This is a genomic window from Geothrix oryzisoli (assembly GCF_022808865.1).
Classification (GTDB): Bacteria; Acidobacteriota; Holophagae; order Holophagales; family Holophagaceae; genus Geothrix; species Geothrix oryzisoli.
Map to the genome: position 1 here is coordinate 242001 of NZ_JAKZLB010000003.1, position 18601 is coordinate 260601.

16 protein-coding genes are annotated in these 18601 nt (G+C 69.6%); 3 read left to right on the forward strand and 13 right to left on the reverse strand.

From position 1 onward, the window contains the following. Positions 1 to 38 precede the first annotated feature (38 nt). From MLE43_RS09270 to panB, 9 genes are all read right to left on the reverse strand, one after another. Complete coding sequence (locus tag MLE43_RS09270; RefSeq protein WP_243303414.1) at positions 39 to 1565, reverse strand: Rne/Rng family ribonuclease; 1527 nt, start codon at positions 1563 to 1565, stop codon at positions 39 to 41. A gap of 173 nt (positions 1566 to 1738) precedes the next feature. Beyond that, positions 1739 to 2530 carry a UbiA family prenyltransferase gene (locus tag MLE43_RS09275; protein WP_243303415.1) on the reverse strand — a complete coding sequence of 264 codons (792 nt, stop codon included), beginning with the start codon at positions 2528 to 2530 and terminating at the stop codon, positions 1739 to 1741. After that, the gene (locus MLE43_RS09280) at positions 2527 to 4401 is read right to left on the reverse strand and encodes a chloride channel protein (RefSeq protein ID WP_243303416.1); all 1875 of its coding nucleotides are present in this window, start codon (positions 4399 to 4401) and stop codon (positions 2527 to 2529) included. Before MLE43_RS09280 ends, MLE43_RS09275 begins: the two co-directional genes overlap by 4 nt. Further along, positions 4388 to 4909, reverse strand: a complete 522-nt coding sequence (locus tag MLE43_RS09285) for a MarR family winged helix-turn-helix transcriptional regulator (RefSeq protein WP_243303417.1) — start codon at positions 4907 to 4909, stop codon at positions 4388 to 4390. Before MLE43_RS09285 ends, MLE43_RS09280 begins: the two co-directional genes overlap by 14 nt. A gap of 66 nt (positions 4910 to 4975) precedes the next feature. After that, a complete protein-coding gene (gene panD, locus MLE43_RS09290; protein WP_243303418.1) occupies positions 4976 to 5374 on the reverse strand; it encodes an aspartate 1-decarboxylase in 399 nt (132 codons plus the stop codon). 103 nt (positions 5375 to 5477) lie between these two features. Then, positions 5478 to 6023, reverse strand: a complete 546-nt coding sequence (locus MLE43_RS09295) for a hypothetical protein (protein WP_243303419.1) — start codon at positions 6021 to 6023, stop codon at positions 5478 to 5480. Between the two features lie 14 nt (positions 6024 to 6037). After that, positions 6038 to 6418, reverse strand: coding sequence for a hypothetical protein (locus MLE43_RS09300; RefSeq protein ID WP_243303420.1), 381 nt, complete (start codon positions 6416 to 6418; stop codon positions 6038 to 6040). A 139-nt stretch (positions 6419 to 6557) separates the two neighbouring features. Beyond that, entirely contained in the window at positions 6558 to 7439 is an 882-nt protein-coding gene (gene panC, locus MLE43_RS09305; protein ID WP_243303421.1) for a pantoate--beta-alanine ligase, read from the reverse strand. A 52-nt stretch (positions 7440 to 7491) separates the two neighbouring features. Further along, on the reverse strand, positions 7492 to 8355 hold the full coding sequence (gene panB, locus MLE43_RS09310) for a 3-methyl-2-oxobutanoate hydroxymethyltransferase (protein WP_243303423.1): 864 nt from the start codon (positions 8353 to 8355) through the stop codon (positions 7492 to 7494). Between the two features lie 578 nt (positions 8356 to 8933). Here panB and MLE43_RS09315 point away from each other — a divergent pair. From MLE43_RS09315 to MLE43_RS09325, 3 genes are read left to right on the forward strand one after another with little or no spacing between them, the layout of a single operon-like run. After that, positions 8934 to 9962 (forward strand): polysaccharide biosynthesis/export family protein, encoded by a 1029-nt coding sequence (locus tag MLE43_RS09315; protein ID WP_243303424.1) that lies wholly within the window; start codon positions 8934 to 8936, stop codon positions 9960 to 9962. Positions 9963 to 9965: 3 nt separating this feature from the next. Next, positions 9966 to 10427, forward strand: a complete 462-nt coding sequence (locus MLE43_RS09320) for a low molecular weight protein-tyrosine-phosphatase (RefSeq protein WP_243303426.1) — start codon at positions 9966 to 9968, stop codon at positions 10425 to 10427. Continuing rightward, positions 10424 to 12610 carry a polysaccharide biosynthesis tyrosine autokinase gene (locus MLE43_RS09325; protein ID WP_243303428.1) on the forward strand — a complete coding sequence of 729 codons (2187 nt, stop codon included), beginning with the start codon at positions 10424 to 10426 and terminating at the stop codon, positions 12608 to 12610. Before MLE43_RS09320 ends, MLE43_RS09325 begins: the two co-directional genes overlap by 4 nt. A gap of 59 nt (positions 12611 to 12669) precedes the next feature. On the opposite strand, the gene MLE43_RS14870 is transcribed toward MLE43_RS09325, so the two are convergent. From MLE43_RS14870 to MLE43_RS09345, 4 genes are all read right to left on the reverse strand, one after another. After that, positions 12670 to 16098, reverse strand: coding sequence for an ATP-binding protein (locus MLE43_RS14870; protein WP_275976147.1), 3429 nt, complete (start codon positions 16096 to 16098; stop codon positions 12670 to 12672). Between the two features lie 72 nt (positions 16099 to 16170). Beyond that, positions 16171 to 17058 carry a protoheme IX farnesyltransferase gene (locus MLE43_RS09335; RefSeq protein ID WP_243303429.1) on the reverse strand — a complete coding sequence of 296 codons (888 nt, stop codon included), beginning with the start codon at positions 17056 to 17058 and terminating at the stop codon, positions 16171 to 16173. 252 nt (positions 17059 to 17310) lie between these two features. Beyond that, a complete protein-coding gene (gene coxB / locus MLE43_RS09340; protein ID WP_243303430.1) occupies positions 17311 to 18264 on the reverse strand; it encodes a cytochrome c oxidase subunit II in 954 nt (317 codons plus the stop codon). Positions 18265 to 18271: 7 nt separating this feature from the next. Next, positions 18272 to 18598, reverse strand: a complete 327-nt coding sequence (locus tag MLE43_RS09345; RefSeq protein WP_243303431.1) for a cytochrome C oxidase subunit IV family protein — start codon at positions 18596 to 18598, stop codon at positions 18272 to 18274. Positions 18599 to 18601 lie beyond the last annotated feature (3 nt).

The following is an 18601-nucleotide window of genomic DNA, read 5'->3' on the forward strand; positions in this document are numbered from 1 at the left end:
GGGATCGGGAACGCCGACGCCGGGGATGACGCCTCCGATCAGGCGGTGGCGCTGTCCTGGCCGGCCAGTTGCACGTCCATCACCACCGCATGCCGCGGCGTGTCCTGGCGCTCGATCCACTGGATGCGGGCGCCGAGGAGGCGGGCCAGCTGCAGCAGGCCCTCGCGCGCCTCCTGGTGCAGGGCGCCGGACAACTCCGGATGCAGGGTCAGGCGCACATCGGCCCCGCGCAGGCGGTCGCCCAGGCGCACCAGCTCGCGGTAGGCCTTCAGCAGCGACGTCTCGGGGCTCGGGTGGCGGCCCGTGCCGTTGCAGGCGGGGCAGGGCTGGGTGAGCAGGCGTTCAAGGGAAGGCCCCGTGCGCTTGCGAGTGAGCTCCACCAGGCCGAACTCCGAGATGCCGCCGGCCCGCGCGTGGTTGCGGTCCCGCTTGAGCTCCTCCTGAAGCCGCGCCAGCACCTCCTCGCGGTGGCCCGAGTCCACCATGTCGATGAAGTCGATGACCACGATGCCGCCCAGGTTGCGCAGGCGCAGCTGGCGCACGACCTCCGGAATGGCCTCAAGGTTGGTGAGGTAGACCGTCTCCTCCAGATCCTTCTTGCCGACGAACTTGCCGGTGTTCACATCGACGCTGACCAGGGCCTCGGTCTGGTTCAGCACGATGGAGCCGCCGTGCTTGAGGAAGACCTTGGGTTGGCGCGCCGCCTCGATCTCCGATTCGATGCCGAAGGCCTCGAAGATCGGCAGGTCCGAGGTGAAGTGCTTCACCCGGTTGGCCCACTCCGGATGCAGCTTCTCCACGAAGGCCAGCACCTCGCGGTGGGCGTCGGGGTCGTCCACCCAGAAGCTGGAGACCTCCTCGCGGAAGATGTCGCGCAGCACCTTCTGGAGCAGCCGCAGGTCGTGCCAGACCAGGCCCGGAGCGGGCACGGTCTCGGCCTTGGCCTGGATCTCCTGCCAGGCCTGGCGGAGGAAGGCCACATCGCCCACCAGGTCCTCGTCCTTCTCTCCGATGGCGGCGGTGCGGACGATGTAGCCCTCGCCGGGCTGGGCGTGGCTGCGGATCAGGTCGCGGAGGCGCTCCCGCTCCTCGGGATCCGTGATCTTGCGGGAGATGCCGATGTGGTCGATGCCCGGCATGAACACCAGGAAGCGGCCGGGAAAGCTCAGATGCCGCGAGAGCCGCGGTCCCTTGGAGCCGATGGGGTCCTTCACCACCTGGACCAGCGTCTCCTCGCCCTCCTTGAGGGGGGGCAGGGGTGGCGGGGGGGGCGGCAGATCCTCGGCGACCTCCTCGCCTTCCTCGTCGGCGGACAGGTCGGCCCCCAGGCGCTGGGCCACAGGATCGTCCAGGTAGAGGAAGCCGTCCTTGGCGCTCCCGATGCCCACGAAGGCGCTCTGCATGCCGGGGAGCAGCTTGGCCACCCGGCCCTTGTACACATCCCCCACCTGGCTCTTGTTCATCGTCCGCTCGAGGAACAGCTCGCAGAGCTGGCCGTTCTCAAGCAGGGCGATGCGCGTCTCCAGGGGGGTCGAATTGACCACCAGGGACTTGCGGACTTCCATGGAACCAACCTTTCAGAACTTTGCAGGGGGGCTCCGTGCCCCGGCTGCGGGCCCCAGGGCCGTACCAGGCCGCAGGGTAGGTCATTTCTACCATGACCCTTGGATGCCGCGCCAACGGTCGAAGGTTCCTGGGCTGGATTTAATTGTTTCAGGGGGTTCTTTATTTGTTTGCATCACACAAGATGTGTCCAGATGAGCAGACCCGGAAGGGTCAGCGCCGCATCGACCGCCAGGGCCCCCAGGACCCCCCGTGCCGTCAGCCGGGGGAAGCAGGCCAGGAGGATCAGGGCCGCCCCGCTGGCCGCCAGGCCCGGGCGATGGGCCGACCCGGCGCGCAGCACCGCGCCCGCGGCCAGGACCGCTGCCACGATCGCAGTCCACCGGGCGCCGAACATCACCGGGAAGCTGCGGATGCCGGACTGGCCATCGGGGGCCTCATCCTTCAGGTCGCACAGCAGGCACCCGGCGGCCAGCAGCAGGAACAGGGTCAGCGCGACGGGTTCGAGCAGGGCGCGCCACCCGAACCAGGACTGGGGTTGGAACGGCAGGGTCAGGCCCGCCCAAGTCCAGGCCAGGGGCACCCCCAGGGCCTTGGCGAAGGGGAACCGCTTCCAGCGGCGGTAGCCCAGCGCCGAAGCCCCGAGGAGCAGCACCAGCGCGACACTCTGCGGGGGGAGGCGGGGGATCAGGCCGACCCCCAGGAGGGCGGACAGCCCGAACCCGACCGCGAGCAGTGGTCGGAAGGGGGCGCCCTCCGCGCCCGCCGGACCGTCGAGCAGGCGATCCAGGGAGTAGGCCGCGGCAATCCCCAGCAGGAGGAACGCCAGGCCCGGCAGGAACAGGGCCCGGCCGGTGGCCCGCTGGACGACGGTGGGGATCGACCCGCCCAGGGCGACGGGCAGGGCGTAGTGGAGCCACCGCACGCCCGGGGCCGCGCCGGGGCGGCCCGCCCACCGCGGGATCATCCCGCCTGGCCCGGTCGCGGGAGGGGCGCCCCGGCGTCCCGGGCCAGGGCCCGCTCCGAGTGGCGCAGCCGCTCGGCATGGGCTTCCAGCAAGTCACTCCGGGTGAGGATGCCCACCACCCGCTGGGCTTCGTCGAGGATCAGCAGGCGGCCGACCCGTTCGCGGACCATGTGGTCGGCGGCCTCCCGCAGGGAGTTGCCCTCCAGGGCGACGGCCAGCGGGCGGCCGATGAGCGACCGCAGCGGCGCGTCCGGAGTGCGGGCGGGGTCCAGGAGGTCGCGGCGGGTGAGCACGCCGAGGGCGCGCCCCTCCCCATCGATGACCGGGAAGCCGTGATGGGCCGCTCCGCGGGCGTCCGCCTCCAGCCAGGCCCTGGCTTCCCGGAGGGTGTCGTCGGCGTTGAGGGTCAGCACGTTCCGCGAGGCGAAGTCCCGCACCAGCAGCTGATCCAGGTAATCCGAGGCGTATTCCTCGGGAACCCGGACGCCGCGGCGCGCCAGCTTCTCCGTCATGATGCTCCGCCGCATGATCAGGGCCGAGACCAGGTAGGCCGCCGCACACCCGCCGAGCAGGGGCAGGAGGCCCAGCGGCTGGAGGGTGGTCTCGAACACGAAGATGGCGGAGGCCAGCATGGTGCGGGAGGCCCCGGCGAAGATGGCCGCCATCCCGACCAGGGCGCAGATCCGGGGATCCACCCCGAGGTGGGGGAAGAGGGCCGCGAGGAGTCCTCCGGTGAGGGCCCCCAGGGCTCCTCCCAGGGTGAAGAGGGGCGCAAGGGTGCCCCCGGAGGTGCCGCTGCCCAGGGCGATGGCCCAGGAGAGGAACTTGGCCACGAAGAGGGTGAGGAGGGTGGTCCCCACGAGCTGGGCGGAAAGAACTCCCTGGATGTTCTCGTAGCCGACCCCCAGCGTGCGGGGCACCCACAGGCCGATCAGCCCGACCGCGAGGCCGCCGAGGGCGGGCCACCACATCCAGTGGATGGGGAGGCGCTCGAAGGTGTCCTCGAGGTGGTACACGGCCTTGGTCACGCCCACCGAGGCCAGGCCCATCAGGGCGCCGACCGCGATGTAGATGCCGAGGGCCGTCCCCGTGGGCGAGGCCAGGATCGGCATCGAGAACACGGGCGCGGACCCCACCAGTGAATAGCGGACGGCGGTGGCGGCCACGCTGGCCAGCACCACCGGGATGATGGACCGGGGGTGGTACTCGAAGAGCAGCAGTTCGACGGCCAGCACCACCGCCGACACGGGGGAGCCGAAGGTGGCCGCCATGCCGGCGGCGGCGCCGGCCGCGAGGAGCGTCTTGCGCTCCAGGGCGCTCATCGCGATGAACTGGCCTACCAGCGACCCCAGGGCGCCACCCGTGGCGATGATCGGGCCTTCGGCGCCGAAGGGCCCGCCGGTGCCGATGGCGACGGCGGCGGACAGGGGCTTCAGCAGGGTGATCCGGGGCGGGATCCGGCTCTCGTTGAGGAGGATCTGCTCCATCGCCTCGGGGATTCCATGGCCCCGGATCGCGGTGGAGCCGTAGCGGGCCATGAGGCCGACGACCAGCCCTCCCGCCACCGGCACGAAGAGCGCGCCCCAGCCCAGGTGGTGGCCGGCCGGGGAGGTGAAGCTCGAGGAGAAGCGGTGGTAATAGGCCAGGTTCGTCACCAGTCCGATCAGCCGCAGCAGGCCCTCGGCGATGAAGCCCAGGGCCAGGCCGAGGGCGGTCGCCAGCAGGCCGAGGAAGGCCACCCGGCCGTCCAGGACCGCGGTGATGCGGGGCGTGCGCGCCTCCCCGGGCCGGAATGGCTGGCCAGTCCCGGCCGCCGCTCCCTCGCCCGGGGGGACCTGTGGAGGAATCCGGACGGGCTCAGACGGGGCCATGGCCGGCCTCCTTCCGGCTCGGGCGGCCGCGCTCCTCGAAGAACATCGGGGGCGGCTCCGAGCTCGGGGGCGCCAGGGCCTCTAGCAGGCCCGCGAGTTGGAGCAGCTCGTTCGCCTGCAGCGCCGCCATCCGCCGGACGAGGGTGTCCTGCACCGGCGGCGGAGCCTCCTGGAGCAGCCCGCGCCCTTCCGGGGAGAGGCTGATCTCCAGCCGGCGGCGGTCGTGGCCCGCGACCGCCTTCACCACCAGCTGCTTCTCCTCCAGCTTGCGGACCACCACCGAGACGGAGCTTTGATCGGTGAAGGTGGCGTCGGCGAGCTCGCCCAGGGACAGCCGCCCGTCCTTCCCAAGGACATGGAGGACGAAGACCTGGGCGCTGCTCAGGCCATGGTGCTTCCCGGTGGCGGCGGAGGCGAGCCGCAGCTCGCGCACGATGGACCGGAGGGCATCCAGGACGCGCCGGACCGTGGGGTCGGAGTCGAAGAGATTATTTGGGATCCCATTCATTTATGCAGCATAGCTTTCTCCCGGCCGGTCGGCAAGGCTCGGCCAGGTGCCACTGTTCCGGCCCGGTCAGTCCGGGAAGGCTGCCACGCAGAGGGGGGTGCGCTCCTGGCGGCGGCGCTCGGTGATGCGGTTGTGCTCATCCACGAAGACCACCTTCGGGGCCACCGTCTCCGCTTCCTCGGCGGTCATCCAGCCGTAGGCGGCGATGATCACCAGGTCGCCCTTCTGGACCAGGTGGGCGGCGGCGCCGTTGATGCCGACCTCGCCCGAGCCCGGCACGCCCGGAATCACATAGGTGGACAGGCGCGAACCGTTGGTCACGTCGTAGATGTCGATCTTCTCGTTCTCCATGAAGCCGGCGGCCTCAATGAGCAACGGATCGAGCGTGATCGATCCCACGTAGTCCAGATCGGCCCTCGTCACGGTGGCGCGATGGATCTTACCGAGCAGGAAGTGGCGCAGCATGCATCCTCCGGTCCAGGCTCCCGTCGGAGTCCCGGCCAACGCATAAGAATGGACCCAGGTGTACCCCGGGTCCATCCTCGATTTTTACCTGGTCGGGCAGGGCTCAGTTGAACAGCACCACGTGGAGGTTCAGGCCGAGCCTGGGCGGGGCCACGGGGGGCGGCGCCATGGGCAGCTGGAACGCGCCCTCCAAGTCCAGACGGGCCCGGGGGTCGCGGACCTGGCGCAGCACCCAGCGCCCCTCCAGGAATACATAGCAGCGGGAGGGGTCGCCGGGGACCAGGGCCACGTAGCGGCGCGTGTCGCCGGGACGCCAGTAGCCGTCCATCCAGGCCGGGGCGCGGTAGTGCCGCGGCCGGTCCCGGTCCCGGTCATCGTCGTCGTAGTAGCGGTGGCGCTCGTATTTGCGGGCTTCCTTGTCCCTTTCCTTCCAGTACTTGCGCTCGGCCTTGTCGCGCTCCTGCCAGTACTTCCGATCCTCGCGGCGGTCGTCACGACGGTCATCGCGCCTGTCCTCGCGTCGATCCTCCCGACGGTCCTCCCGCTCCCCGTAGCGGCCCCGGCGCTCATCGTCGGGGCGGGCGGCGGCAGGCAGGGCCGGCAGGAGGAAGGCGGCCAGCAGGGCGGCACTCAGGATACGGCGGTTCATGGAGCCTCCTCAGTTCAGTTGAACAGCACCACGTGGAGGTCCACGCCGATGCGGGGCAGGGGCACCGGCGGCGGCACGGGGGCCAGCCGCAGGGTGTCGCGGACATCGGCCTGGAGGCCGATGTTGAACCCCTTGCGGAGCTCCCAGCGGCCATCGATCAGGAAGTAGGCGCGGTCGGTGTAGCGGGGATCGACCGCGATGTAGGGACGCTCGGGAACCCGGGGGCCGAACTTCTTCGCGAGGCCGGGGGGGAGGCCGCCCTTCTTGGCCAGGCCGGGCGGCACGCCATCGCCCCCGCGGGCATGTCCCGGAGGGCCGCCGCGGTCCCCCTTGTCATGGCCACGCCCCTGGGGCATGGCGAGAAGGGCGGCGGAAATCAGGATCGGGACGAGCATGGAACCTCCCGGGATGGGCCCGCGGTGACTGGACGGACGGGACCCAGCCATTCTAACCCTGCGAGGGAGGGAGCACCCTCCACCCATGGGAGGAGGCTCTCCTAGTCCGAAGGGTGGGGCCGTTCGCCGGAAACCCGGCTCAGGCGCCCTGGCCTCCGCCGGTCCCGATTCCGTTCGGCGCGGGAGACAGGAGCACGTTGTCGATGAGGCGGGTGCTGCCCACGTAGGCGGCCACGCACAGGGCGACCGTGCGGTCCACCGGGCCCTGCAGCGGCTCCAGGGTCTGGGCGTCCACCAGCTCCAGGTACTGGATCGAATCCGCCCCGGTCATGTGCGAACGCGCCAGGGCCACCAGCTTGGCGGGCGCCGCTTCCCCCTCCTCGAAGGCCGCCTTCGCGGCCAGCAGGCCCTGGCTGAGGGTCAGGGCCCGCTGCCGGGCCTCCTCGTCCAGGTAGGTGTTGCGGCTGCTCAGGGCCAGGCCGTCCGCCTCGCGCACCGTGGGCACCACCACCACGTCCACGGGCAGGTTCAGGTCGCGGGCCATGCGGCGGATCACCGCCGTCTGCTGGAAGTCCTTCTGGCCGAAGAAGGCCAAGTCCGGCTGCACGATGTTGAAGAGCTTCGCCACCACGGTGGCCACGCCCCGGAAGTGGCCGGGCCGGTAGCGGCCGCAGAGCGTGTCGGCCAGGTGGCCGGGCTCCACATGGGTCTGGAAACCCGTGGGGTAGATTTCGGCCACCTCCGGGAGGAACAGCACCGTGGCGCCGGTCTCCAGGCAGAGGTTCTGGTCCCGCTCCAGGTCCCGCGGGTAGCTGGCCAGGTCCTCGCCGGGGCCGAACTGGTTCGGATTCACGAAGATGGACACCACCGTGGCATCGCAGCGCGCGGCGCTCTGACGGATGAGGGCCCCGTGGCCCTCATGCAGAAAACCCATGGTGGGGACGAAGCCGATGCGCTTGCCCTCATCCCGGAGGGGCCTCAGAAGCGCGCGGAGATCAGCAATGGTACGAACGACTCGCATGGACAAAAGCGGGATCCTTCAAATATCGCCTGCCAGTCTACCAAGGGCGCGATCAGGGATGCCACTGGGTCAGGACCGGACGAACGGCTTCTGGAAGGGTATAGGATTCCCGGCCATCGGGGAACCCTCCCGACCGCACATCCCCGGCCCAGGTCGCCAGGGCATCACGCAGGTCTTGGAATCCTTCGGCATAGCGCCGCACGAATTTCGGCGAGGAACCCGGCAGCAGGCCCAGCACATCGTGGAAGACCAGCACCTGGCCCGCGCACTGGGGGCCGGCCCCGATGCCGATGGTGGGAATCTCGAGGGTCTCCGTCACCTTGGCGGCCAGGTCGGCGGGGATGCCCTCCAGCACCAGGCTGAAGCAGCCGGCGTCCTGCAGCTTCTGGGCGTCCTCCAGCAGGCGGATGGCGTCGCCCTTGTGCTTGCCCTGCACCTTGAAGCCGCCCATGGGGTTCACGCTCTGGGGGGTGAGCCCCAGGTGGCCCATGACGGGGATCTCGGCGTCGATCAGGGCATGGATCATGGGCAGGCGCTTGGCCCCGCCCTCGAGTTTGACGGCCTGGGCCCCGCGCCGGAGGAAGCCCCCGGCGTTCCGCAGGGTGTCCTCCACGCTGAGGTGGAAGCTCAGGTAGGGCAGGTCGGCCACCAGCATGGCCGTGGGCTGGGTGCGAGCCACGGCCTCCAGGTGGTGGTTCATCATGGCCATGCTGACGGGCAGGGTGTTCTCGAAGCCCAGGCACACATTTCCCACGCTGTCGCCCACCAGGATCAGGTCCACGCCCGCCGCATCCGCGATGCGGGCCGTCGCGGCATCGTAGGCCGTGACCATCACGAGCTTCCGTCCCGCGTGGTGCCAGGCGTGCAGCTGGGGGAGGGTGACGCGGGGGCGCGCGTCCGCAGGCAGGTGGCTCATGGGGTCTCCGCTGGAAGGTCGAAGCCGTGGGTCTCCATGAAACCACCAAACAGTGGGAAAAGGACGAGTTGGATTTTCATTTCTAAGGTGTCGTCCTCGTCACGCCGATCCGGTGTCTGAAAGCCCAATTGGGCGAGGCCAGGGTATCGGAGCCTGGGGAGTTTTCTGTTTGTAATGAGAGGATATAAATGCCTAGTGATTGATTCAAGTGGTTAAAAATAAATGATATAGAAATATATTTTCCCATGTGTTTTCCAATGGAACTCCGGGTGTATTGAAGGTGCGGTGTTTAACCATTCCGAATGGTTGCGACTTTGGTCGGAGCGGGCCGAATCCTGTCTTTTCACACCGGTGCCCTCAGTGACCTGACCCAGAGCAGCAACCTCGCCGGATGGATGGAATGGGCCGTCCGACGCAAGCCTCAACCCACTCTTTACGGGAATGGAATGTCAGTGTGTCTCTCAATCTGTCAGCCCCTGGTATCCGCCACTTCGTCCCATGCGACCTGCCATCGGCGCCTTCCTCAGGTGTTCGTCCTTGGGTTGGCCCTCCTTCTGGGCGCCTGCCGTGCCCCGGGCATGAAATTCAATACCCAGACCTGTGACAAGGAAACCCATACCCAGGTGAATGGCCAGGACGTCACCCTGCATCCCTTGAACCCCGAGACCCTCAAGGCCTACGGGGCCCGAGCGGTCTTCGTGGAGATCAAGGAACTGCTGGCGACCAAAGTGGAGCCCTACCGCATCGGTCCCCAGGACATCCTCATGGTCACGGTCTGGGATCATCCGGAGTTGACCCTGCCCCTGGGCCAGTACCGCACCGACGTCGCCACGGGCATGGTGGTGAACGACTCCGGCTTCATGTTCTATCCGTACGTCGGCAGGGTGAAGATGGCCGGCCTTACGGTGGAGGACGCCCGCGACGCCCTCACCGCCAAGCTGGACGAGGTGCTCCAGCGGCCCCAGGTGGACCTGAAGGTGCTCGCCTACCGTTCCCAGAAGGTCTTTGTCAGCGGAGAGGTGCGCAATCCCGCCGTCTACAACATCACTGACGTCCCCTTCACCCTGGCGGAAGCCGTCAACCGTGCTGGAGGCTTCCTCCCCACGGCGGATCAGAGCCACGTGCTGGTCTCCCGCGGGAACCGCACCTGGTCCCTCGACTTCCTCGACCTGATGACCCGGGGCAACCGCATCGGCCAGATCCTGCTCAAGGATGGGGACTCGGTGCATGTGCAGAACCGGGACGAGGAACCCGTCTACCTCCTGGGCGAGCTGCGCAATCCCCGTTCCGTGCCCACCTACCACGGCAAGCTGTCCCTGGCCCAGGCTCTCTCTGATGCAGGTGGCATCAACAGCACCACGGCCGAGGCCCGGTCCATCTACGTGTTCCGCCGCGGTAAGACCGAAAACGCGGTGGATGTGTTCCACCTGGACGCCTACAACCCCGTGGCCATGGTGCTGGCGGACCGCTTCGCCCTCCAGCCCCGGGATCTGGTCTATGTCGACGCAGGCCCCCTGGTGCGCTGGAACCGCGTGGTGAGTCTGATCGTGCCCACGGTCTCCGCCCTCACCTCCACCGCCTCCGAAGTCAAGTACCTCAGCCAGTAGCCCATGCCGATCGCCATCCGCCGCATCCTCGTCCTGTGCGAAGGCAACCACTGCCGGAGCCCCCTGGCCGAAGCCCTGCTCCGGCGGGCCCTCGGCCCCGTCAGCGACGTGCGCTCCGCTGGGCTCAGGGCCCTGGTGGGAGAGCCGGCCCATGAGGAAACCCAGCGCCAGGGTGTGGAACTCGGGCTCGATTTGAGCGCCCACCGCGGCCGGCAGGTCACGCTCGATCTGGCCAAACGCGCGGATCTCATCCTGGTCATGGATCGGGCCCAGAAGGCTGCTTGTGAAGCCTTGGCCCCCAGTGTCCGAGGGCGGGTCTTCCTGCTGGGCCAATGGCTGTCACCTGATCGGCCGGAGATCCCCGATCCCATCCGCCGCAGCGCCGAAGACCACCGCAGGATCGGCGACCACATCCAGGGGGCCATCCAGACCTGGCTCCCCCGTCTGGCCAGAAGGAACCCATGAACGCCATTGATCCGTCATCCATGCCCTCCACCGGGGACTTCAGCGGTGCCAATGACGGGGAGGAGATCTCCCTGGAGGAACTTCTCGGCAACTTGTGGGAGGGGCGCAACCTCATCCTGGGGATCACCCTGGTGGCTCTGCTGCTGGGGGGCTACTACGCCTGGCGCAAGAGCCCGGTCTACCAGGTTCAGGCCATGCTCCAGGTGGAGGACAAGAAGGGCGGCAAGGGCGCCCTCGGCATGGAGGCTCTGTCCAGTCTGCTGGACCAACCCACCGTGGCCCAGGCCGAGGTCGAGATTCTCAAAAGCAACTTGGTGCTGGGCCGCACGGTGGAGGCTCTGGCCCTGGATATTGTGGCCCAACCGAGGTTCAACCCCCTGGTGGGGGATGCCCTGGTGCGGGACCGGGCTGACGCCCCCACCCTGCGCATCGAGCGCTTTGAGCTTCCTGCTGCGGTTCAGGGGAGACCCTTCCGCGTCATTGCCGGGGAGAACGGCGCCTTCCGTTGGGAGGATCCAGACGGCAAGGTGCTGGCCGATGGCCACGAAGGCGAAGAGCTCAAGGCTACCTGGCTGGGCCAGCCCCTGGTCCTTCAGGTGCGTCGCCTCGTGGCCCCTTCGGGTCAGCGCTTCAACCTGACCCGGCAGCCCTTCCTCAGGGCCATCGAGAACTTGCGCCTGGGCCTGCTGGTCGCCGAGAAGGGCAAGCAGACCAACATCCTGGGCCTCAGCTTCGAGGACCGCAGCCCCACTCGGGGAGCTGAGATTCTCAATGAGATCGTGGCCCAGTACGTGCGCCAGAACATCGAACGCAAGGCCGAGGAGGCCTCCAAGACCCTGGCCTTCCTCCAGGAGCAGCTGCCTCAGCTGCGGGCCAAGCTGGATGCATCCGAGAACCAGCTGAACCAGTACCGCATGCAGACCGGCTCCGTGGACCTGCCCGAAGAGGCGAAGCTGGTGCTTAAACAGAGCGTGGATCTCGAGGGCCAGGTTCTGGTGCTCAGACAAAAGAAGGAGGAGCTGCTGCGCACCTACAAGGAGCGCGCGGATGTGGTGGCGACCCTCGACCAGCAAATCGCCAAGCTGAGCGCCGAAGCCCGCCAGATTGATGGTCGGGTCCGCGGCCTCCCCCGTACCCAGCAGGAGCTGGTGCGCCTCATGCGCGAGGCGCAGGTGGGCACGGATATGTACACCGCCCTGCTCAACAACGCCCAGCAGCTGCAGGTGACCAAGGCCGGCGAGATCGGGAATGCCCGGATCGTGGACCACGCCCTGCCCAGCCTTGAACCGGTCAAGCCTCAGAAGCTCCTGGTGATCAGCCTGTCTGCCCTGCTGGGTCTCTTCGGCGGCATCGGCCTGGTCATGCTGCGCCGGACCCTGCTTCGGGGCGTGGAGGATCCCCGGCTCATCGAAGGCCGCCTGGGCCTGCCGGTGGTGGTGACCGTGCCCCACAGCGAACAGCAGGCGCTCATCCACCGGGACATGGAGCGCCGGAAGCAGGGCCTGCACCTGCTGGCCCAAGCCAATCCTGACGACCTGGCCGTGGAGAGCCTGCGCAGCCTGCGCACCAGCCTCCATTTCACCATGATGGACGCCAAGAACCCCGTGGTGCTGATCACCGGACCGACGCCGACCATCGGCAAGACGTTCGTGAGCAGCAATTTCGCGGCGCTGCTGGCCCAGGCCGGCGCGCGGGTACTGCTGGTGGATGGCGATCTGCGCAAGGGGTACCTGTACCGCCCCTTCGGCCTGCCGGAGCGTGGCCGGGGTCTCTCCGAGATCCTGTCAGGCCAGGTCGATTGGAGAGAGGTGCTGCACGCGGCCGTGCTGCCGGGCCTCGACCTCATCACCACCGGGGCGCTGCCCCCCAATCCGGCCGAATTGCTGATGACCAGCCGCCTGTCGGGATTCATCCAGGAGGTGTCCGCTGCCTACGACCTCGTAATCATCGATGCGGCCCCTGTCCTGGCGGCGACGGATCCCGTCATTCTGGCCAAGCACGTGGGTACGGTCCTCCTCATCGCCAAGGCCCGGGCCCACTCCCTGGAGGAGCTCCGCATCGCCCTCAAGCGCTTCGAAAGTGGTGGCACCAAGGTCAAGGGCTGCATCTTCAACGATGTGTCCGCCGTGTCGGTGGGGTATCAGCGCTACCGGTACGCCTACCATTACGAGTACACCAAGTAGCCCGCCCATCGCCTGAGTCTGTGATTCGGGGCTCCGCCTGGACTATGGGTACGCTGCCTTCACTCGCCGTCGGGCACGACCGGCAGGTTCATCTGGGTGGGGGTCCAGTCGTGGAGGGGGTCGGCGCGCTCGGGGAGGACCCAGCGGAGGCCGGCGGCTTCGACGGTCTGGCGGAAGCGGTGGAGGTCCTCGCGGCCCAGGAAGGCGGTGCCCTGGGTTTCGGGCAGGCGGGACCAGAGCTGCTGGAAGCTGGGGAAGGCATCCTGCAGGCGGGCCTTGGCGCCCAGCTTCTCGCCCCGCTGGAGCAGGAGCTGCGCCCCTTCCGTGCTGGCCTCCACCACCTGGGCTGGGAACTGGAGGTCCCGGGCGGCGGCCAGCACCTCGCTCCAGGCGTGCAGCGCCTCCTCCGCCACGGCCTCGGTGGGCGGCACCGTGGACAGCAGCAGCGCGTGGGCCCGGTGCCACTCCAGGTCCAGCCAGCGGGAACCGGCGCCTTCCACCGGGCCCTTCAGGTTCTCGAGGATGGCCCAGCCCTGCTCCGGGGCCTCCTGCCGGGTGCGCTGGGATTCCCGCGCCAGGGCCTGGGCCAGGCGGAGCCGGGCCAACCGGTGGCGCCAGAGCAGGCCGGCGGCCTCGAACTGGTCCGCGGCGGCCTTGAGCAGCCGGGCCGCATCCCGCCAGGCGCCGCGGAAGCGGGCGACCTCCCCCTGGAGCATGGTGTGGTCGCCCTGCTCCTCCGGCGCGAGGTGGGGCTGGCTGGTCCCGGCGGCCTGGAACTGGGCATGGTCGGCCGCCACGGGATCGCCCATGGCGGCGAAGGTGCGGGCCCGCCAGATCTGGATCATGGCCACCTGGCCAGCGTCCCCGAGCCGCTGGGCCTGGCCGAGGGCCCGGTCCAGATGGGTCTGGGCGGGGCCCAGGAACTGCTGGAGGCTGCGCACGGTGCCGAGGGCCAGGTGGCACTGGCACTGGAGGGCGAGGTCGCCCTGCAGACGGGCGGTCTGGAGGGCCTCCTGCAGCAGGCTGATGCAGGGATCCGCCTGGCCCTGGCCGAGGCGCACCTGGGCCAGGGCGATCTGGGCCGGTACGAGGCCGCGGAAGTCCTGGCCGTGCTCCAGGAGCCGCTGGGCTGATTCGAGGAGGTCCGCCGAGCGCTGGAACTGGCCCTGGGCGGCCAGGGCCCGGCCCAGGGCGGTGAGCAGGGCCGCCTGGTCCTGGGGCTGGGGCCGGCCGCCGCCACTCTGGCCTTGGGGGTGCAGGCCCTCCTCCAGGGCGCGGATCCCCTTGGTCAGGTGGCCCTGGAGCAGGTGGAGCTGGCCCAGGGCCAGCCGCAGCCGGGGCTGCTCGGGGTGGAGGGGGTGGTCCTTCAGGTGCTCGGCGGCGGCCATGACCGCCTCCTGCGCCTCGGCGGCCCGGCGCAGCTGGAGCAGCAGCATGGCCCGCTTCCGCAGCACCCGGGCCTCGGCCAGGCGGATGCCCTCGTGGAAGGCGGCCCGGCCCAGGGCCTCGAGCGCGTGGTCGAGGGCGGCGAGGGCGCGCTCGGCCACGGAGGGCGCGGATCCTTCCCCTTCGGCGGGAGGGGCCTGGGAACCCGCGGCCCAGGCATCCGCCAGGTGCTCGTGCAGGCGGGCCTCGTCCCAGGGGCGGGGCTGCAGCTGGAGGGCCTGGTCCACCATGCGCTGGGCCTCCAGGGGTGGCGCGGGCGGATGGTGGTCCAGGGCCTCCAGCACGGCGGCGAGGGCCGTGGCTTCGTCCGAGGCCAGGGCCTGGAGCGTCACCGAGTGGGCCACGGGACCGCCCTGTTCCTGGATGACGGCCAGGAGGGCGCGGGCCAGCCGCTTGAGTTCGGCCAGGGGCGTGTGGGCCAGCACCAGCTCCCGCCAGCGGGGATCGGGCAGCAGGGCCTGGCCGCCCTGGAGCTGCACCAGCCGTGAGCCCACGGCGCCCTGCTGGGCATCCTCCAGGGCATCGCCCGCCAGGCCCAGCAGGCGGCCGAGGGAGCTGGAGGGCATGGGCCGCTCGGCCAGGGCCAGCAGGCGCACCAGGGTGGCGGCCGCGGGCGTCAGGCGCTGGAGGCGGCCCAGGAAGACCTGCTGCACGAGGTCGGCCTGGGCTTTGAGGGTCGCGGGGCGGCCGGGGGCAAGGATCCAGTGGTCCTGGTCCCAGGCCAGGGCGCCCTCCTGCTGGGCCAGCTCCAGGACGTTCCGCAGCAGGCCGGGGTTGCCGAGGCTCTGGGTGAGCAGGTCGGTCACATAGGAGGCGGGCAGGGCATGGCGGCCCAGGAGGTCGTCGAGGATGCGGCGGAGGTCCTCGTCCTCCAGGCGGTTGACGCCCACCAGGGCGGCGGAGGCCTCCTGCCGCAGGTCGGCGATGAGGGGCTTCAGCCCGGCGCCCTGGGCCCCGGTGGTGAGGGAGAGCAGCCAGGGCAGGTCCGAGCGGTGGACCAGCTCCCGCACCAGGGCGAGGACTTCGGGGGTGCTGCGCTCCAGGTCGGACAGGTGGATGAGACGGGGATGGAGGAGGCGCGCGAAGTCGAGGGCTTCGAGGGCAGCCTTCACCTCCTCGGGCTCGGGGCCGGCCTCCTGGCGGTTCAGGCCCCGCCCGCCGGTGAGGAAGGCGAAGGCCTGCAGGCGCAGGGACAGGGCCCGGGCGGCCTCGGGGCGCTGGGCGTAGAGGTCGGCCTCGCTGCCGGCGAGCAGGGCCTCCAGCAGCCGGCCCAGGAAGCGCCCGGCGGATTCGTCCGTGGAAGCCTGCAGGTGGTGCACCCAGATGCCCTCGCCTTCGGCCACGGCGCAGGCCCAGGCGGCCAGGTGGGCCTTGCCGACGCCCTCCTCGCCCTGGAGGAGGACGATGCGCTCCATGGGGATGGGGGCATTGAGGCCCAGCATGAGGGACTTGAGGTAGGGCAGCTCCTGGACCCGCCCCCGGAGGGGCCGGGAGATGAGCTCGGACAGGTCCCGCGCCTGAGTCCAGGGCCGGTCCTCGGACAGGGCCGGGGTGGGCACGGTGGCGGGCAGGAGGGCCGTCAGGGCGAGCAGGTCCCGGGGGGCCTCGCCGAGGGTCCGGGGGATCTGGAGGAGACCGGGGCGGAGGGTGATGGCCTCGGGGTGGAGGAACCGGGGGTGGAGGTCGCGCTCCAGCTGCTGCGCCAGGTGCTGGACTAGGGCCTGGCGCTGGGCGGGGCCCCAGCCGGGCCAGAGGCGGGCGAGGGGCGTGCCCTGGAGGGCCTGGAGGTGCCAGGCCTGCTCGCCATCGAAGCCGAAGTGGCCGAGGACGGGATCGAGGGGATCGGCGTCGAGGAAGCGGGCCAGGAAGGTGTCGCGCAGCTGGTCGAGGTCGCGGTCCGGGGGCAGGGGCGACCAGAGCTGGGCGAGAAACCGGGCCCCGTCCAGTTCCCGCCGAAGCAGCTGGAAGGTGCAGCCGGGCCCACGGCCCAGGTCCATGAGCCAGGCGTACCGGTGCGTCCCGAGGAAGCGCGTCACATCCACGGATGCGGCTTTCGCGCGGATTCGGCGGGGCGGACGGGCATGGCCGAGAGTGTACCCCAGCGCGGCCCGCGGCTACCGGCTGAAGAAGGGATCCAGGATGACGGCGGCGGTGAGGACGAGGGCGAAGAGGTTGATGTTCATGAACACGCGGCGGTAGAGGGGGGCGTCCTGGCCTTCCTTCAGCAGCGGCAGGGAGCCGGCGATGAGCCAGGCGGCGCCGAGGCCCAGCATGACTTCCGACGGCCAGGAGACCAGCACCCGGAACAGCGGCAGCAGGCCGCAGGCGGCGGCGGTGCCGCAGGTCCAGGTGAAGGTGAGGCGCGAGAGCCGGGGCCGGCCGAAGACCGACACCAGGGTGGGGAAGCCCGCCTTCTCGTAGCCTTCAGCGTGGAGGCCCACCAGCAGCCAGAAGTGGGGCACCTGCCAGATGAAGAAGACGAAGGCCAGGGCCAGGACCGAGGGGTCCGCCACGCTGCCGCCCGCAGCGGTCCAGCCGATGGCCGGAGGCAGGGCCCCGATGAGCGAGCCCGGCACCACCGCGAAGGCGCTGATGCGCTTCAAGGGCGTATAGAAGCCGTTGTACCAGCCCAGGGCCAGGGCGCCGAGAAGCGCCGAGGTGAGGTTGTGGGCGGCCAGCAGCACCCCGAAGCCCGATACCGCCAGGATCACCGCCACGAGGGTGGCTCGGCCCGCCGAGATGTCGCCGTGGGGGATGGGCCGTCCCGCCGTGCGGGGCATCATGGCGTCGTAGCGGCGCTCCTGTACCTCGTTGAGGGCGCTGGAGCCCATGGCGAGGAGCAGGATGCCGATCAGCGTGGTGACCAGCCCGGCGTCCGCGCCCCGGAGGAAGGCCACATAGCCCGCCGCCGCCGTGAAGGTGGAGGCCCCGGAGATGCGCAGCTTGGTCAGCTCGAGGAAGGTCGAGACGGGGCTGGGCTTGGTCAGGGGGAGGGCGGCCACGCTCAAATCATCGCTCCTGGTTAAGCCGGAGCCCAGCTTGGCTGGGCGAGGGCGGGGGTCCGGGGGTGTAGGGCGCAAGCCCGGTCCCCCGGGGAGTGTGAGCCGGAGCCCAGCTTGGCTGGGCGAGGGCGGGGGTCCGGGGGTGTAGGGCGCAAGCCCGGTCCCCCGGGGAGTGTGAGCCGGAGCCCAGCTTGGCTGGGCGGGGGCGCGGGGAGCCGGGGGTGCAGGGCGCGAGCCCGGTCCCCCGGATCGTTAGAGGGTCTTGATGTAGCGGACGACCTCAGCCAGTTCCTGCTCCGTCATGGGCGTCTGGGGCATGGCCGGCGGATAGCCGCGCACCACTTGCTCCATGGGGTTGGTGATGGCCCGGCGCAGGTAGGATTCGTCCACGGTGATGGCGCGCATGGTCCCGGCCACGAGGACTTCCTCCTGCTTGCCGTACAGGGCCTTGAGGGTGGGGCCGACTTTCGGCTTGCCGTCCACGGAATGGCAGGCGAGGCAGCCCTTGGAGGTGAGCACGGCGAGGCCGGGCGGCAGATCCTTGAGGTCCGGGTGGGCCTCGGCGGCGCGGATGGCCTTGCCGGGTTCCGGGGCATCCTCCCCACCGAAGTACCAGGCCTTGAACTCGTCCTCGGGCACGACGACGACCTTGCTCAGCATGAGGCTGTGGTCCACGCCGCAGATGACGGTGCACTCGATGTCGTAGGAGCCGAGCTTGGTGGCCTGGAACCAGGTGGTGTTGGTGCGGGCGGGCACGGCGTCGATCTTCAGGCGGAACGAGGGGATGAAGAACCCATGCACGACGTCGGCGCTGTGGACGTCCATCTTCATGGGCTTGTTGAGCGGGGCGAAGAGGACCTTGCTCTTCTTGCCGTTGGGATATTCGAAGGACCAGGCCCACTGGCGGGCGGTGACGTTCACGACCATGGCATCCCGCGGAGCCTGGCGCATGTATTCGTAGTTGGTCCAGCCGTAGTAGAAGATCGACAGGAACAGCACAAGGGGGACGCTGGTCCACAGGATCTCCAGGCCCAGATGGCCTTCGATCTGCTCGGCGACCGGGTGGCGCTTCTTGCTGTAGCGCACCACGAAATAGATCATCAGCGCCGTGATGAAGACGAGGAACGCGACGGAGAGGCCGAACACGTAGAAGAAGACCGCATCGGACTTCTGGGCCGAAAGGGCGGCTTGATTCATCCAGTCCATGGGTGCCTCAGTGGAAAGCGACGTCGGAGAAGAGCAGGGCGAAGAAGATCAGCAGCGTGCCCAGGGTCACCAGGATCACGATCTTGAGCAGCGGGCCCTCGTATTTCAGGTGCATGAAGAAGTAGAACACCAGGCCCGCCTTGAGGGGGGTCAGGGTCAGCAGCCCCCAGACGGCGTAGGTCTGGCTGACGTGGCTCATGCCCACCAGACAGGCGGTGAGGATCAGCAGGGCCACCCAGACTTTGATGAAGGTGCCGTAGCCCGGGTGCTCGGCCGGGTGCTCGGGCTGCTGGACGGTGTTGAGATCGGCGGAATGCTCGGCGTGTTGGCTCATGGT